We start from the raw sequence: 15,766 nt of genomic DNA on the forward strand, positions 1-15,766 counted from the left end.
ACAGCTCTCTGCGAAGCCGTAAGGCGAAGTATAGGGGGTGACACCTGCCCGGTGCTGGAAGGTTAAGGAGAGGGGTTAGCGTAAGCGAAGCTCTGAACTGAAGCCCCAGTAAACGGCGGCCGTAACTATAACGGTCCTAAGGTAGCGAAATTCCTTGTCGGGTAAGTTCCGACCCGCACGAAAGGTGTAACGATTTGGGCACTGTCTCAACCAGAGACTCGGTGAAATTATAGTACCTGTGAAGATGCAGGTTACCCGCGACAGGACGGAAAGACCCCGTGGAGCTTTACTGTAGCCTGATATTGAATTTTGGTACAGTTTGTACAGGATAGGCGGGAGCCATTGAAACCGGAGCGCTAGCTTCGGTGGAGGCGCTGGTGGGATACCGCCCTGACTGTATTGAAATTCTAACCTACGGGTCTTATCGACCCGGGAGACAGTGTCAGGTGGGCAGTTTGACTGGGGCGGTCGCCTCCTAAAGTGTAACGGAGGCGCCCAAAGGTTCCCTCAGAATGGTTGGAAATCATTCGTAGAGTGCAAAGGCATAAGGGAGCTTGACTGCGAGACCTACAAGTCGAGCAGGGACGAAAGTCGGGCTTAGTGATCCGGTGGTTCCGCATGGAAGGGCCATCGCTCAACGGATAAAAGCTACCCCGGGGATAACAGGCTTATCTCCCCCAAGAGTCCACATCGACGGGGAGGTTTGGCACCTCGATGTCGGCTCATCGCATCCTGGGGCTGTAGTCGGTCCCAAGGGTTGGGCTGTTCGCCCATTAAAGCGGTACGCGAGCTGGGTTCAGAACGTCGTGAGACAGTTCGGTCCCTATCCGTCGTGGGCGTAGGAAATTTGAGAGGAGCTGTCCTTAGTACGAGAGGACCGGGATGGACGCACCGCTGGTGTACCAGTTGTTCTGCCAAGGGCATAGCTGGGTAGCTATGTGCGGAAGGGATAAGTGCTGAAAGCATCTAAGCATGAAGCCCCCCTCAAGATGAGATTTCCCATAGCGTAAGCTAGTAAGATCCCTGAAAGATGATCAGGTTGATAGGTTCGAGGTGGAAGCATGGTGACATGTGGAGCTGACGAATACTAATAGATCGAGGACTTAACCATATAATATGTAGCAATGTTATCTAGTTTTGAGAGAACATAAAAAACTTGTTGACTTTTAAAGTAAATAAGTTATAATAATGATTGTCTCAAAAGAATAATGTCTGGTAATGATGGCAGAGAGGTCACACCCGTTCCCATACCGAACACGGAAGTTAAGCTCTTTAGCGCCGATGGTAGTTGGGACCTTGTCCCTGTGAGAGTAGGACGTTGCCAGGCAATATTATTCCGCAGTAGCTCAGCGGTAGAGCTATCGGCTGTTAACCGATCGGTCGTAGGTTCGATTCCTACCTGCGGAGCCATTGGAGAGCTGTCCGAGTTGGCCGAAGGAGCACGATTGGAAATCGTGTATACGTCACAAGCGTATCAAGGGTTCGAATCCCTTGCTCTCCGCCATAGGATTTATAATATTTGGCCCGTTGGTCAAGTGGTTAAGACACCGCCCTTTCACGGCGGTAACACGGGTTCGAATCCCGTACGGGTCACCACTTTGGAGGATTAGCTCAGCTGGGAGAGCACCTGCCTTACAAGCAGGGGGTCGGCGGTTCGATCCCGTCATCCTCCACCATATAAATTTTATATAAATAGTATTATCGCGGGGTGGAGCAGCACGGTAGCTCGTCGGGCTCATAACCCGAAGGTCGCAGGTTCAAATCCTGTCCCCGCAACCAAATGGTCCCGTGGTGTAGTGGTTAACATGCCTGCCTGTCACGCAGGAGATCGCCGGTTCGACCCCGGTCGGGACCGCCATTTTAATAAGGCTCGGTAGCTCAGTCGGTAGAGCAGAGGACTGAAAATCCTCGTGTCGGCGGTTCGATTCCGTCCCGAGCCACCATTTATTTTAATAAAATACGCCGGCTTAGCTCAATTGGTAGAGCAACTGACTTGTAATCAGTAGGTTGGGGGTTCAAGTCCTCTAGCCGGCACCATGTAAGTTTCGGAGGGGTAGCGAAGTGGCTAAACGCGGCGGACTGTAAATCCGCTCCTTCGGGTTCGGCAGTTCGAATCTGCCCCCCTCCACCATTTACATAGGGGCATAGTTTAAAGGTAGAACTGAGGTCTCCAAAACCTCCAGTGTGGGTTCGATTCCTACTGCCCCTGCCAAAATATATTTACACAACATGGCGGTTGTGGCGAAGTGGTTAACGCACCGGATTGTGGCTCCGGCATTCGTGGGTTCGATTCCCATCAGTCGCCCCATTTTTATTTTAAAAATTACAAATAATCTAATGGATACTTACATATAATTAAGTAAGAATTCGATGGGCTATAGCCAAGCGGTAAGGCAACGGACTTTGACTCCGTCATGCGCTGGTTCGAATCCAGCTAGCCCAGCCATTTTTGCGGAAGTAGTTCAGTGGTAGAATACAACCTTGCCAAGGTTGGGGTCGCGGGTTCGAATCCCGTCTTCCGCTCCAATAAATTTTATATGGCGGCATAGCCAAGTGGTAAGGCAGAGGTCTGCAAAACCTTTATCACCGGTTCAAATCCGGTTGCCGCCTTTTCTTTTGTGCCGATGTGGCGGAATTGGCAGACGCGCACGACTCAAAATCGTGTTCCTTCGGGAGTGTCGGTTCGACCCCGACCATCGGTATCATAAACGGCGTAAAAAAAGCTCTATACAATTAGTATAGAGCTTTTTTGTTTTCTTTTCATTACATGACAAAATAAGCAAAAAAAATATTGTATATACAATATTTCTTTCGAGTACTCTAGAGAGAATTTCTCCACCCCGGTGACATGAAGTTAAATCCGATACCACCAGTAGATATTAGTACACTATCAACGGTTAAGTTTGTAATCTCTAAAAACTTCTTTTTGTTAAATTATACTAGGTGCTTCTAAAATTCGTAATAAACGTAGGAATTCATGTATAATATAACTTGTCGAAAGAACAAAATGATAGTGATTTATATTATGTCTATAATATGAATCAAAAATGAACTTTTTATATTTCTTTTAAAAATGTGTTGAACACACATTATATTTCATATTAATATTTTTATGTAGATTTAAAACGGGAAAGAGAGTGGAAAGTATGGGCCGTAAATGGAACAATATTAAAGACAAAAAAGCATCAAAAGATGCAAATACAAGCCGTATATACGCGAAATTTGGGCGTGAAATTTATGTGGCAGCAAAACAAGGCGAGCCAGATCCAGAATCAAACCAAGCGCTAAGAGTTGTATTAGAGCGTGCGAAAACATACAATGTTCCAAGAACAATTATTGATCGTGCAGTTGAAAAAGCAAAAGGCGGTTCAGAAGAAAATTATGACGAGCTTCGTTATGAAGGATTCGGACCAAATGGAGCTATGGTTATTGTAGATACACTTACAAATAACGTAAACCGTACTGCAGCAGATGTACGAGCTGCATTTAGCAAAAACAGTGGTAATATGGGTGTGAACGGTTCTGTAGCTTACATGTTTGATGCGACAGCTGTTATCGGCCTTGAAGGTAAAACATCAGATGAAGTTCTTGAAATTTTAATGGAAGCAGATGTAGATGCACGTGACATTCTAGAAGAAGAAGATTCTGTTATCGTGTATGCTGAACCAGATCAATTCCATGCAGTACAATCTGCACTTAAAGGTGCTGGCGTTGAGGAGTTTACAGTTGCAGAATTAACAATGCTTGCACAAAGTGATGTAACACTTCCTGAAGATGCTCAAGCACAATTTGAGAAAATGGTTGATGCATTAGAAGATTTGGAAGATGTTCAACAAGTTTATCACAACGTAGACTTAGGAGAGTAATACGATAGATGACCCTTTTCGCTTAGCGGATAGGGTCTTTTTTTATGAAGTTAATTAAAGTGATGAAGTATTAAAGGCATTTTGTTGTAGGTAGTGAATATGATTATAGGGATATATATAATATTCATTATCTCTAGGAGGCTTAATATGGAACATAAGACACCAAAGCATATAGTTGCTGTAGCAGGTTATTTAACAAATGAAAAAAATGAAGTGTTATTAACAAAAGTGCACTGGCGAGCTGATACGTGGGAGTTGCCAGGAGGACAGGTAGAAGAAGGCGAAGCGCTCGATCAAGCTGTCTGTAGGGAAATAAAAGAGGAAACAGGGTTAACGGTGAAGCCTATCGGAATTACAGGGGTTTATTATAATACCTCTATGCATATTCTAGCTGTTGTTTTTAAAGTAGCATATATAAGTGGTGAAATAAAAACTCAACCTGAAGAGATACAAGAGGCTAAATTTGTTGATTTAAATGAAGAGAACATAGATGAGTATATAACGCGTCCTCATATGAAATCCAGAACGCTTGATGCAATGAGAGCAACACATTTTATTCCGTATGAAACGTGGGAAGTACAGCCGTATAATTTAATAGGAAGATTGTAAAGAAAAGAGTAGCCGATTTGAGATACATTCGAATCACTACTCTTTTTTGTATACTGTTTAAGAAAAAGGTCAAAATAATAATAGTACTAGTATTGATTTTCAGAACGTTTGTTCTGTATAATAAGTCTATATGTTATATACATTTAGATTACTAGATAGTCAAAAGTATATATATTTGTAGATGATATAATTAAAGTGTAAAGTGAAAATATAATAGTCTTAAGGGTTTCTCTTTTATTGGTTATTCGTGCTTTAACATAACCTATATTCAATATTTCAGATGAATAGTAGATAAAAAAATACTGTGATACAATACTTTTTTATCCCACTATTTGCTGGGCAGTAAGCCTGATTGATGAGGGCTCATTAAAGTTTCACTTTATACCTTACAATGATGTAAGGTACGTGTAAGAGAAATCGATGGGATATTTTTTTACAACAATGTATTCTTAAAGTAAGAGTTATATGCTGTGTGGAAAAGAGGTGTTCAAGATGAAAGAACGAGTATTATCTAGGGTGAACTATCATCAAAAAGTTGCATTAAATCCAATGACTAAACTTTTTTATAAAGCCATTATATTATTATTATTGTTAAGTTGTACGTTATTATTCATTGGAAATGTAATGATTGAGAAAAGTGATATTAGTAAATTACATGTACCGGCTAAGTTAGAGGTGCCAGAATCATTAACACATGCATTTATTGCGACAGAAGATAAAAGATTTTATCATCATAACGGTTTAGATTATATAGCAATTATTAGAGCCTCAGTTGAGAATATAAAGGCTGGTGGTGTCGTGCAAGGAGGAAGCACGATTACACAACAGCTATCTAAAAATGCTTTTTTAACAAATGAACGTACATTTTCTCGTAAGTGGAAAGAGATTTTTTATACGAAAAAAATTGAACGCACATTTACGAAGGATGAAATTTTAAAATTATATGTAAGTAATATTTATTATGGAGAAGGAGCGTGGGGAATTGAAAAAGCAGCAAACCTTTACTTCGGTAAAAAGGTGAACCAATTAACGTTGGCTGAAAGTGCAATGATGGCTGCTGTAGTAAAAGCACCTGCTTATTACTCACCTGCCCAAAACTATGATAAAGCAGTAGAGAGACGAAATGTTGTTTTGAGACTAATGGAGAAAGAAGGCTATATAAGCCATGATGAGTATGTTCAAGCAGTTAGTGAGAAATTAGTAATTCGTCATGATATAAAAATAGAGCAGTCGATGTTAAATAGCGCGCGTAAAAAAGCAGTAAGTTAAGAGAAGTTCCTACAGAGGAGCTTCTTTTTTTTGAATAAATTGTGACAAATTGTGACACAATATCGTCACAATTATTGTGTTTTTGTAATTTATGTGAGCGTGTTCATTGCGTGACGTATATAAGTGTTGATATTATGTGTATTGTGTACAATGCTGTATACAGAATATGAATTTAAAGAGGAATGTATATGAAATCAAATAAACTCATGGCTCTTGGTATAGTTTTTTCTATCGCAGTATTGATTGTAATTGGAACAATTGCGTATAGCATCATAAATGACAAAAAAGATAAAGGGAATGAGATGTTTGCTTATTCTACGCAACAATCTTTAGGGAAAGATGATGCTCCAGTTAAGGTAGTTGAATTTGGAGACTTTAAATGTCCTGCTTGTCGTACTTGGGATGTAACGGTATTACCTCGATTAAAAGAAGAGTATATTGATAAAGGCAAAGTGCAGTTATATTTTATTAACTTCCCATTTATCGGAAAAGACTCGGATTTAGGTGCAGCAGCTGGTGAAGCAATTTATAAACAAGATAAAGATTCATTCTGGATTTTCTATGATGAGATTTATCAAAATCAAAAGAAAGATACGGAAGAATGGATTACAGAAGATTTGCTTCTTAGCATTGTGAAAGAGAAACTTCCAAAAGTTGATGTAGAGCAATTTAAGAAAGATTTACACAGTAAAGACATTAAAGAAAAAGTACGTAAAGATTCAGATCGTGCTCAAAAATTAAAAGTTCAAGGTGCTCCTTCTGTATATGTAAACGGAAATCTTGCAAACCCTGATTTCGATAGTATGAAGAAGGCAATTGATAAAGAATTGAAAAAGTGATGAGGTCTCTCATCACTTTTTCGACTTTTTTCGATAAAATTCTTGCCTCTACTTTTTTTACATGCTATACTACTTTACATAAGTTATTCTAATATCTTATATGTAATTCATATTTGCGGGTGTAGTTTAGTGGTAAAACAAGAGCCTTCCAAGCTCTGGTCGAGAGTTCGATTCTCTTCACCCGCTCCAAATTTTATTAAATGTTTTTCTATAAATTGTGATCAACGCAGTGTTTCGTTTCCGAGATAAACGAGGCATTGCGTTTTTTAATGTTTGAAAAACCTAATTACATGCGAAAATAGAAGTAAATAATAGTATTCCAAAAGTGAATTACTAACCAATAGGGTCGTTACATAAGGGATGGATTCATCTGAGGAGGCGATTAGGAATGGATTTTGAACAATTAAAGCAAGATGTAATTGCGTATAGTAAAACAATTGGCATAGATAAAATAGGCTTTGCGAGTGCTTCTCCTTTTGAGGAATTAAAGCAGCGCTTAATCCAGCAACAACAATTAAATTACCAATCTGGATTTGAAGAGCCTGATATAGAGAAGAGAACGAATCCGCAACTGTTATTACCGGGTGCTAAATCAATTATTGCAATTGCTTTAGCATATCCTTCAAAATTAAAAAATGCACCATTAAGTAAGCGTGGAGAACGCCGTGGGATTTTTTGTCGTGCTTCTTGGGGACAAGATTATCATCTTGTTTTACGAGATCGTTTGCAAAAATTAGAAGCATATTTAATTGAAAAACTTCCGGATATAGAAGTGAAGTCCATGGTTGATACAGGTGAATTAAGTGATCGAGCTGTATCAGAGCGTGCAGGCATTGGATGGAGCGGTAAAAACTGCTCTATTATTACACCTGAATTTGGTTCGTACGTATACTTAGGGGAAATGATTACAAATGTTCCATTCCCGCCAGATAAGCCGATAGAAGATCAATGCGGGGGCTGTACGAAATGTATCGATATTTGTCCTACCGGTGCTTTAATACAGGGGGGACAGTTAGATTCGAAGAAGTGCATTGCGTTTTTAACACAAACGAAAGGATTCCTACCTGAAGAATATCGCGATAAAATAGGAAATCGTATATATGGATGTGATACGTGTCAGACTGTTTGCCCGAAAAACAAAGGAATGGATTTTCATAATCATCCTGAGATGGAGCCGGATCCTGAGCTAGTTAAACCATTATTAACACCACTTTTAACAATTAGTAATCGTGATTTTAAAGAGAAATATGGGATTATGTCAGGGTCATGGAGAGGGAAAAAGCCACTGCAAAGAAATGCGATTTTAGCATTAGCACATTTTAAAGAAACATCGGCAATTCCTGATTTAATTGGTGTTATGAAAGATGACCCAAGACCAGTACTACGCGGAACGGCAGCATGGGCACTTGGGAAAATTGGCGGAAATGGAGTAGGCGAAGCGATTGAGAAAGCGATGGAACGTGAGAAAGATGAAGAAGTGCTTCATGAAATGAATCGCGGGCTTGAATTGTTAGCACAGAAAAAAGAGTAGATAATATTTCCCTTTTTCATATTGTAATATGGGAGGGAGACAGAATGGTTGTAAAAACGAAGATTGAAAACCAAGTACAACAATTTTTAGCATATATAACGGAGAAAAGAACGAATGTGGATGGTATTGCTGAGGATTTACTACAAATGGCAATGAGAAAGAAACAATTGTTTCAAAGACGTAGTGCACATATAGTGAAAGCAACTGCGGATGTTTCTTTCATTAGACAATTAAATAGTAATGACCATCAAGAAATTGATTATCAAATACATTTTAAATATTTAATTAAGCATAAAGAATTATTTTATATTGAAGAGGAACAATTAAAACGAAGAGTTTGTTTAAATAATAGTCGGATTATAGGCGATTATGCTATTGAAGTGTCAGAAGAAATTAGAATGGGTGAGACATTAGAAAGGGAAATTACGAAAGAGAAGTACGGTTCTTATCAGTATAATCGTTTAGAGGCAGTGAAATATGCAGAGCGTTGGTGGGATGACCGAAATCCTATGTATCGTAATTTCCCTGATAATTGTACGAATTTCATTTCTCAATGTCTTCATACTGGAGAAGTACCTATGAGCGGATATCCTAATATTCGTAAAGGATGGTGGCAAAGGGAGAATCAGTGGAGCTGGAGCTGGGCTGTTGCACATTCTTTTTATTGGTATTTGTCAGGTGCTACAACAGGACTTCGAGCAGAGGCGGTAGAGAGGCCAGAAGAACTTATTCTTGGAGATGTCATTGCTTATGATTTCGAGGATGACGGAAGATGGAATCATACGACGATTGTAGTAGCAAAAGATGCAGATGGTATGCCGCTTGTAAATGCACATTCAGCGAATAGCCGTCGACGTTATTGGAACTATGAAGACTCTAGTAAATATACACCACAAATGAAATATAAATTCTTTCATATTATTAATGGGTAGAGATTTTTCGCTCAAGTGGTATAATACGTAGTAGACAAAAAACAGAGGTGAATATCGCGTGGGAGTACATGTTGTTTTATATCAGCCAGAAATTCCAGCAAATACAGGGAATATTGCTCGTACTTGTGCAGCAACTGGAACAGAATTACATTTGATTAGACCGCTTGGATTTTCAACGGATGATAAAATGTTAAAGCGTGCAGGATTAGATTATTGGCAGCACGTAAAAATTACGTACTATGATTCAATTGAAGAATTTTATGAAAAAAATAAAGACGGTGAATTCTTCTATTTAACAAAGTATGGCGAGAAAGCTCATACAGCGTTTGACTATAGCAAGCGCGAGAAGGATTACTATTTTGTATTTGGAAGAGAAACAAACGGCTTACCAGCTAATGTAATCGAAGAAAACTTTGATCATTGTTTACGTATTCCAATGACAGATAAAGTACGTTCATTAAATTTATCTAATACAGCAGCAATTTTAATTTATGAAGCGTTCCGTCAACAAAATTACCCTGGATTAGATTTAGAAATCGTTTATTAAAAGTCGCCATATGGCGACTTTTTTTTATAAAATAAAAATAATATATAATCATACATTTAAAAGAGAGGACATAATCATATAGAATGGGATATATGATTAAAAATAGATAAGACGGGTTGAGATAAATATGAAGGAAGAATATAGTAATCAAAATACCTTTTTAAGTATGATAGATATGGATTTAATTAGACAAGGATTATTACATGCTATTCAAGATTTAGTATTCATATTGAAAGTTATTGATAATGAAACGTTTCAATATATGTATGTGAATAAAATAGGAATGGATTATGCTAGGTTAAGCGAAGAGTGCTATGGAAAAACTTTTGCAGAAGTATTACCAAAAGATATAGCGGGGATATTGCAAAGGCAATATGCAAAAGTAGTGAGAGAAGCGAAAGCACACACCTTTTGTGATGTAGTCAATTTACCAAAAGGTGAGATACACTATGAATCTTCACTTAATCCTGTCTGCGACGAAGAAGGAATATGTCAATTTGTTATTTGTATTACAAGAGATATTACAGCTCAAATTGAGGAGAAGACAGAGATAGAGGAAAAACAAATGTTATTTAAGTCGTTACTGGAATATAATAATGACTCAATTATATCTATAGATTCTATAGGGAAAGTTACATATGCAAATCCGGCAACGTATGAAATATTTGGATACCGGTATGAGGAATTAAATAATAAAATTATTTTTGAATTCATTAATAAAGAATATGAAAAAGATTTTCAAATTATATTTAAGGGATCGATGCAAGGAAAAGCAAAACAAATTGTTTCAAAGAAATATGTTCATAAAGAAGGGTACGAGCTATATATTTCTTTGAGAACTATCCCGATTATTGTGAACGGTGAAATTGTTGGGATTTATATTGTTACGAGAGATGTTACAAGGCAAGTATTAAACGAAATGCGAACAGAATATTTAGCTTACTATGACCAGTTAACGGGATTAATGAATAGAATTTCATGTACAAATAAGTTAAATACTTTTTTAAATGAGAGTGTAAATTTTGCACTTGTATTTATAGATTTAGATGAGTTTCATCGTATTAATGATACATTTGGTCATAAAGAGGGAGATAAAGTATTACAAAAAGTTACAGAATGTTTAAGCAATCTAAAAATAGAAGATATGCACTTATTTAGAGAACACGATGATCAATTTGTTATGTTGATAGAAAATATAACGAAAGAATATGTAGAGGAAGTTGCAAAAAGCATACTGAAAAATATTAGTGAATATTTTGTAATCGAAGAAGAAGATGTATATTTAAGTGCGTCAATTGGAATTGTAATGGCTCCAGCAGATGGAGAAGATGAAAAAATACTATTTCAGAGAGTCGATGCTGCTTTAGAAAAAGCAAAAGAAAAAGGAAAAGGACATTATCATTTTTATTGTAGTGGATTAGACTGTGAGCGTGAACAAAGGTTTATAATAGAAAATCAATTACATCGTGCTATAGAAAAAAATGAATTTTTCTTATATTATCAGCCACAAATTAATATTGAAACGAAAAAAATAGCTAGTATGGAAGCTTTAATAAGGTGGGAGAATAAGGAATTAGGATTTGTTTCTCCAAACCAATTTATTCCGTTGGCAGAAAGAACAGGATTTATTATTAAGCTGGATGAATGGGTAGTAAATCAAGTGTGTCAGCAATTGCGCGAATGGTTAAATAAAGGGTATGATGTGGTCCCAATTGCAGTTAATATTTCAGCTAGACACTTTCGTTCTATTACATTAATAGAGATGATTACACGGGCTTTAAATAAGTACAATGTACCAACTCATTTATTAGCGATAGAGGTTACAGAAGGAGCTCTTATACATAAAGATATATCGAAGAGAGTGTTACTACAATTAAAAGAGCAAAATTTAAAGATTCATTTAGATGATTTTGGAACAGGCTATTCATCTTTAAGTTATTTAAAAACATATCCAATTGATACTTTAAAAATTGATCGTTCTTTTATGGAAGGTATACATATAGATGAACGTGATACGAATATTACAGCTGCAATTATTCATTTAGCTCATACTTTAGAATTAAATGTAATTGCAGAAGGAGTAGAAAAAAAGGAGCAAATACAGTTTTTGAAAGAAAAGAATGTGAAGCTTGTACAAGGTTATTATTATAGCCGACCACTATCCAAATATGATATGGAAAATATGTATTATAAATAAAAAAAATGATGTGCTAAAAGCACATCATTTTTTATGTGTACCTGGTTTGTCATTGTAACCGGATGTAAAAATAGCTGTAAGAAATGTGAGTGATACACCTAAAATTAATAATAATTTCATACTAATATCCTCCTTACTTTTTTCGGTTCATGAGTTTTATTTATTACCCAAAATGTATGTAAGGTTCTTAGAAGAAAAGAATTTATTTATAATGAATAGCAGTGTAAAAACGTTAATACCTATATTATACAGAATTTTCTTTGAATTTTGGAGAGAATTTTAGTGTGCTATTATATATTTCGTTTTGATTTAAAGAATGTTTAAGGACATCCTAGCATACCTTTTATAATAATCCGATTGAACAAGGAGATGGGGGAGGAGCTATAATGGATATTCTAAAAAAGATTGAACAGCATCGAGCAGCAGAAGAGCGTTTACAATGGGAAGGTACGTTTGCGGAGTATTTGGAGCTTGTGAAAGAAAGACCATGGGTGGCTCAAACAGCACACTCTCGCATTTACAATATGATAAAAGATGCTGGAATTGAAGAAGTTGATGGTAGAAGAAAGTATAACTTCTTTAGTAATCAGCTCTTTGGATTAGAGGATGCTCTAGAACGTCTTGTAGAGGAATATTTTCATCCATCTGCAAAACGATTAGATGTTAGAAAAAGAATTTTATTATTAATGGGTCCTGTTAGTGGAGGGAAATCAACGTTAGTTACAATGTTGAAACGAGGATTAGAAACATATTCAAGAACAGATCGCGGAGCAATTTTTGCGATTAAAGGATGCCCAATGCACGAGGATCCACTGCATTTAATTCCACATCATTTACGAGATGATTTCTTTGATGAGTATGGGGTTAGAATTGAAGGGAATTTATCACCACTAAATGTCATGCGTTTAGAGCAAGAATACGGATCAAGAATTGAGGATGTAGTTGTAGAGCGTATTTTCTTCTCTGAAGATCGTCGTACAGGGATTGGTACATTTAGCCCGTCTGATCCAAAATCACAAGATATTGCAGATTTAACAGGTAGTCTGGACTTTTCTACGATTGCAGAATATGGTTCAGAATCAGATCCGCGTGCGTATCGATTTGATGGAGAATTAAATAAGGCAAACCGAGGAATGATGGAGTTCCAAGAGATGTTAAAATGCGATGAGAAGTTTTTATGGCACTTATTATCGCTTACGCAAGAAGGGAATTTCAAAGCGGGGAGATTTGCGCTTATTTCAGCAGATGAATTAATTGTAGCGCATACGAATGAAACAGAGTATCGCTCATTTATAGCAAATAAGAAAAATGAAGCATTGCACTCAAGAATTATTGTAATGCCAGTTCCTTATAATTTACGAGTAAGTGAAGAAGAACATATTTATGAAAAAATGATTCGTGAAAGTGATGTATCGAATGTTCACATTGCACCACACACACTTCGCGTTGCAGCAATGTTCACCATTTTAACTCGTTTAAAAGATCCGAAGCGTCCGGATATTGATTTAATTAAAAAGATGCGTTTGTATGATGGAGAAACGGTAGAAGGTTATAATGCGATTGATGTAGAAGAATTACAACGCGAATATCAAGATGAAGGTATGAAGGGTATTGATCCTCGTTATGTCATTAACCGAATTTCGTCTACAATCATTCGAAAAGAGGTACCATCTATTAACGCGTTAGATGTACTTAGATCTTTAAAAGATGGGCTAGATCAGCATCCATCCATTAGTAATGAAGACCGTGAACGTTACATGAACTTCATCTCATTAGCGAGAAAAGAATACGATGAAATCGCGAAGAAAGAAGTACAAAAAGCGTTTGTTTATTCATATGAAGAATCAGCTAAGACGCTTATGGATAATTACTTGGATAACGTCGAGGCGTACTGCAATAAATCGAAATTACGTGATCCGTTAACAGGAGAAGAAATGAGTCCAGATGAAAAATTAATGCGCTCAATTGAAGAGCAAATTGGAATTTCAGAAAATGCTAAGAAAGCGTTCCGTGAAGAGATTTTAATTCGCATTTCTGCTTATGCCCGTAAAGGAAAACGCTTTGATTATAATTCACATGAACGTCTTCGTGAAGCGATTCAGAAAAAACTATTTGCCGATTTAAAAGATATAGTGAAAATTACAACGTCAACGAAAACGCCGGACGAAAATCAGCTTAAGAAAATCAATGATGTTGTTGCGCGTTTAATTGATGAGCATGGCTATAATTCTTCTTCAGCAAATGAATTACTACGCTATGTAGGTAGCTTGTTAAACAGATAGTTTGATAACAAAACGCTGTCTCTTGTATTTTGCGGGACAGCGTTTTATTATCCGTTCATATGTGTATAAAGTGTCATACCTTGTCCAAATGTAATAAATTAAGATGCAATTTTATGAATTTATTGTCAATTATTTTTACAATATGCATATGATAGAGTAACCAACCATTCATACGAAAAAAGCCAACACAATACAATATGTTGCAAAGTAAAAATATGTGCAACAATGCATTGTGTTTCTTTCTTATCAGTGGCTGAATATTTCTTTCTATTATGTGAGTGGCAAAATTTTGTTTAGGATGCTCGGGGTATTGTATGAAAAACGTTATAAATGTTTATGGGATGATTTTCTGTGGGCAGTTACCTTTCAAACATTCTAGCTTGCACATTACAGAACAAAATTTATAGATTGCTGTTCATACAGGAAGACAATTACAGTAAGGAGGGAAAGGAATGGGCGAAGAAAATCAACCAAATTATACGATTTCACAGGAAAACTGGTCCCTCCATCGCAAAGGATATGACGACCAACAGCGCCATCAAGAAAAAGTACAAGAGGCAATTAAGAATAATTTACCCGATCTTGTAACAGAAGAAAGTATAGTTATGTCTAATGGCAAGGATGTTGTAAAAATACCAATTCGTTCTCTAGATGAATATAAGATTAGATACAATTATGATAAAAATAAACATGTTGGGCAAGGAAACGGTGACAGCAAAGTTGGTGATGTCGTTGCGAGAGATGGATCAGGTGGTCAAAAACAAAAAGGGCCAGGAAAAGGGCAAGGAGCAGGAGATGCAGCTGGGGAAGATTACTATGAAGCTGAAGTCTCTATTTTAGAATTAGAGCAAGCGTTTTTTAGAGAGTTAGAACTGCCTAATTTAAAGAGAAAAGAAATGGATGAAAACCGGATTGAACATGTTGAATTTAATGACATTAGAAAAACAGGATTATGGGGAAATATCGATAAGAAAAGAACAATGATATCCGCATATAAACGAAATGCAATGAGTGGTAAAGCATCTTTTCATCCAATTCACCAAGAAGACTTAAAGTTCCGCACTTGGAATGAAGTATTAAAGCCAGATTCAAAAGCTGTTGTATTAGCGATGATGGATACGAGTGGATCGATGGGAATATGGGAGAAATATATGGCACGTAGCTTCTTTTTCTGGATGACAAGATTTTTACGCACAAAGTATGAAACAGTAGATATTGAATTTATTGCCCATCATACGGAGGCAAAAGTAGTTCCAGAGGAAGAGTTTTTCTCAAAAGGAGAAAGTGGCGGAACGATTTGTTCTTCTGTATACAAAAAAGCACTCGAACTTATCGATAATAAATATTCACCAGACCGCTATAATATTTATCCATTCCATTTTTCAGATGGTGATAATTTAACATCAGATAATGCTAGATGTGTAAAACTTGTTGAAGAGCTAATGAAGAAGTGTAATATGTTTGGGTATGGGGAAGTGAATCAGTACAACCGCCATAGTACACTCATGTCAGCCTATAAAAATATTAAAGATGAAAACTTTAGATACTATATTTTAAAGCAAAAAGCAGACGTATTTCATGCGATGAAAAGCTTTTTTAGAGAAGAATCAGGTGAGAAAATGGCATAACCTCTTTTAAAGAGGTTCTTTTTTTGTAAACTTTTTATTTTCCTAGTTGACAATGATAATGAAAAT

At 36.8% G+C, this 15,766-nt stretch carries 10 protein-coding genes, 16 tRNA genes, 2 rRNA genes and 1 pseudogene (1 of these 29 running past the window's edge); 28 read left to right on the forward strand and 1 reads right to left on the reverse strand.

What is annotated here, in order from left to right; all coding sequences use genetic code 11:
• The 17 genes from BHV55_RS02785 to BHV55_RS02865 all read left to right on the forward strand — a co-directional run.
• Window positions 1-1,111: ribosomal RNA gene (locus BHV55_RS02785) — 23S ribosomal RNA — on the forward strand (it extends 1,811 nt beyond the left edge of the window).
• A 100-nt stretch (window positions 1,112-1,211) separates the two neighbouring features.
• Window positions 1,212-1,327 (forward strand): 5S ribosomal RNA (gene rrf / locus BHV55_RS02790).
• Between the two features lie 8 nt (window positions 1,328-1,335).
• A tRNA-Asn gene (locus tag BHV55_RS02795) sits at window positions 1,336-1,410 on the forward strand.
• 2 nt (window positions 1,411-1,412) lie between these two features.
• A tRNA-Ser gene (locus tag BHV55_RS02800) sits at window positions 1,413-1,504 on the forward strand.
• A gap of 17 nt (window positions 1,505-1,521) precedes the next feature.
• Window positions 1,522-1,596, forward strand: a tRNA-Glu gene (locus tag BHV55_RS02805).
• A gap of 4 nt (window positions 1,597-1,600) precedes the next feature.
• Window positions 1,601-1,676 (forward strand) — tRNA-Val (locus BHV55_RS02810).
• 26 nt (window positions 1,677-1,702) lie between these two features.
• Window positions 1,703-1,779, forward strand: a tRNA-Met gene (locus tag BHV55_RS02815).
• 3 nt (window positions 1,780-1,782) lie between these two features.
• Window positions 1,783-1,858 (forward strand) — tRNA-Asp (locus tag BHV55_RS02820).
• Window positions 1,859-1,867: 9 nt separating this feature from the next.
• A tRNA-Phe gene (locus tag BHV55_RS02825) sits at window positions 1,868-1,943 on the forward strand.
• Between the two features lie 18 nt (window positions 1,944-1,961).
• Window positions 1,962-2,037: transfer RNA gene (locus BHV55_RS02830), tRNA-Thr, on the forward strand.
• 10 nt (window positions 2,038-2,047) lie between these two features.
• A tRNA-Tyr gene (locus BHV55_RS02835) sits at window positions 2,048-2,131 on the forward strand.
• A gap of 7 nt (window positions 2,132-2,138) precedes the next feature.
• Window positions 2,139-2,212, forward strand: a tRNA-Trp gene (locus tag BHV55_RS02840).
• 20 nt (window positions 2,213-2,232) lie between these two features.
• Window positions 2,233-2,308: transfer RNA gene (locus BHV55_RS02845), tRNA-His, on the forward strand.
• Window positions 2,309-2,371: 63 nt separating this feature from the next.
• Window positions 2,372-2,446, forward strand: a tRNA-Gln gene (locus tag BHV55_RS02850).
• A gap of 5 nt (window positions 2,447-2,451) precedes the next feature.
• Window positions 2,452-2,526: transfer RNA gene (locus tag BHV55_RS02855), tRNA-Gly, on the forward strand.
• 13 nt (window positions 2,527-2,539) lie between these two features.
• Window positions 2,540-2,610: transfer RNA gene (locus tag BHV55_RS02860), tRNA-Cys, on the forward strand.
• A 10-nt stretch (window positions 2,611-2,620) separates the two neighbouring features.
• Window positions 2,621-2,702, forward strand: a tRNA-Leu gene (locus tag BHV55_RS02865).
• A gap of 118 nt (window positions 2,703-2,820) precedes the next feature.
• Here BHV55_RS02865 and BHV55_RS02870 read toward each other — a convergent pair.
• Window positions 2,821-2,928, reverse strand: a pseudogene (locus BHV55_RS02870) (DUF3884 family protein); the annotation flags it as partial.
• Window positions 2,929-3,146: 218 nt separating this feature from the next.
• Between BHV55_RS02870 and BHV55_RS02875 the strand changes: the two are divergent.
• From BHV55_RS02875 to yhbH, 11 genes are all read left to right on the forward strand, one after another.
• The gene (locus BHV55_RS02875; RefSeq protein WP_000532952.1) at window positions 3,147-3,866 is read left to right on the forward strand and encodes a YebC/PmpR family DNA-binding transcriptional regulator; all 720 of its coding nucleotides are present in this window, start codon (window positions 3,147-3,149) and stop codon (window positions 3,864-3,866) included.
• Between the two features lie 147 nt (window positions 3,867-4,013).
• Window positions 4,014-4,475 carry an NUDIX hydrolase gene (locus BHV55_RS02880; RefSeq protein WP_000400456.1) on the forward strand — a complete coding sequence of 154 codons (462 nt, stop codon included), beginning with the start codon at window positions 4,014-4,016 and terminating at the stop codon, window positions 4,473-4,475.
• Window positions 4,476-4,967: 492 nt separating this feature from the next.
• Window positions 4,968-5,744: a transglycosylase domain-containing protein gene (locus BHV55_RS02885; RefSeq protein ID WP_000664715.1), complete on the forward strand. Its 777-nt coding sequence runs from the start codon at window positions 4,968-4,970 to the stop codon at window positions 5,742-5,744.
• Window positions 5,745-5,932: 188 nt separating this feature from the next.
• The gene (locus BHV55_RS02890) at window positions 5,933-6,583 is read left to right on the forward strand and encodes a DsbA family protein (RefSeq protein ID WP_000841306.1); all 651 of its coding nucleotides are present in this window, start codon (window positions 5,933-5,935) and stop codon (window positions 6,581-6,583) included.
• A gap of 115 nt (window positions 6,584-6,698) precedes the next feature.
• Window positions 6,699-6,772, forward strand: a tRNA-Gly gene (locus BHV55_RS02895).
• A 199-nt stretch (window positions 6,773-6,971) separates the two neighbouring features.
• Entirely contained in the window at window positions 6,972-8,114 is a 1,143-nt protein-coding gene (gene queG / locus BHV55_RS02900) for a tRNA epoxyqueuosine(34) reductase QueG (RefSeq protein ID WP_070758248.1), read from the forward strand.
• A 44-nt stretch (window positions 8,115-8,158) separates the two neighbouring features.
• Entirely contained in the window at window positions 8,159-9,046 is an 888-nt protein-coding gene (locus tag BHV55_RS02905; protein WP_000260594.1) for an amidase domain-containing protein, read from the forward strand.
• A 58-nt stretch (window positions 9,047-9,104) separates the two neighbouring features.
• Window positions 9,105-9,593, forward strand: coding sequence for a tRNA (uridine(34)/cytosine(34)/5-carboxymethylaminomethyluridine(34)-2'-O)-methyltransferase TrmL (gene trmL, locus BHV55_RS02910; RefSeq protein ID WP_000538147.1), 489 nt, complete (start codon window positions 9,105-9,107; stop codon window positions 9,591-9,593).
• Between the two features lie 127 nt (window positions 9,594-9,720).
• A complete protein-coding gene (locus BHV55_RS02915) occupies window positions 9,721-11,790 on the forward strand; it encodes a sensor domain-containing protein (protein ID WP_048568046.1) in 2,070 nt (689 codons plus the stop codon).
• A 386-nt stretch (window positions 11,791-12,176) separates the two neighbouring features.
• Window positions 12,177-14,072, forward strand: a complete 1,896-nt coding sequence (locus tag BHV55_RS02920; protein ID WP_000353273.1) for a PrkA family serine protein kinase — start codon at window positions 12,177-12,179, stop codon at window positions 14,070-14,072.
• A 452-nt stretch (window positions 14,073-14,524) separates the two neighbouring features.
• Complete coding sequence (gene yhbH, locus BHV55_RS02925) at window positions 14,525-15,700, forward strand: sporulation protein YhbH (protein ID WP_000503518.1); 1,176 nt, start codon at window positions 14,525-14,527, stop codon at window positions 15,698-15,700.
• The last annotated feature ends 66 nt before the right edge of the window (window positions 15,701-15,766 follow it).

Origin of the sequence: Bacillus sp. RZ2MS9 (assembly GCF_001816185.2) — a bacterium.
Classification (GTDB): Bacteria; Bacillota; Bacilli; order Bacillales; family Bacillaceae_G; genus Bacillus_A; species Bacillus_A cereus.

Bases quoted from the DNA above. Each gene is read 5' to 3' on its own strand.
- BHV55_RS02875 (WP_000532952.1), top strand. From the start codon at position 3,147: ATGGGCCGTAAATGGAACAATATTAAAGACAAAAAAGCATCAAAAGAT.
- BHV55_RS02880 (WP_000400456.1), top strand. From the start codon at position 4,014: ATGGAACATAAGACACCAAAGCATATAGTTGCTGTAGCAGGTTATTTA.
- BHV55_RS02885 (WP_000664715.1), top strand. From the start codon at position 4,968: ATGAAAGAACGAGTATTATCTAGGGTGAACTATCATCAAAAAGTTGCA.
- BHV55_RS02890 (WP_000841306.1), top strand. From the start codon at position 5,933: ATGAAATCAAATAAACTCATGGCTCTTGGTATAGTTTTTTCTATCGCA.
- queG (WP_070758248.1), top strand. From the start codon at position 6,972: ATGGATTTTGAACAATTAAAGCAAGATGTAATTGCGTATAGTAAAACA.
- BHV55_RS02905 (WP_000260594.1), top strand. From the start codon at position 8,159: ATGGTTGTAAAAACGAAGATTGAAAACCAAGTACAACAATTTTTAGCA.
- BHV55_RS02915 (WP_048568046.1), top strand. From the start codon at position 9,721: ATGAAGGAAGAATATAGTAATCAAAATACCTTTTTAAGTATGATAGAT.
- BHV55_RS02920 (WP_000353273.1), top strand. From the start codon at position 12,177: ATGGATATTCTAAAAAAGATTGAACAGCATCGAGCAGCAGAAGAGCGT.
- yhbH (WP_000503518.1), top strand. From the start codon at position 14,525: ATGGGCGAAGAAAATCAACCAAATTATACGATTTCACAGGAAAACTGG.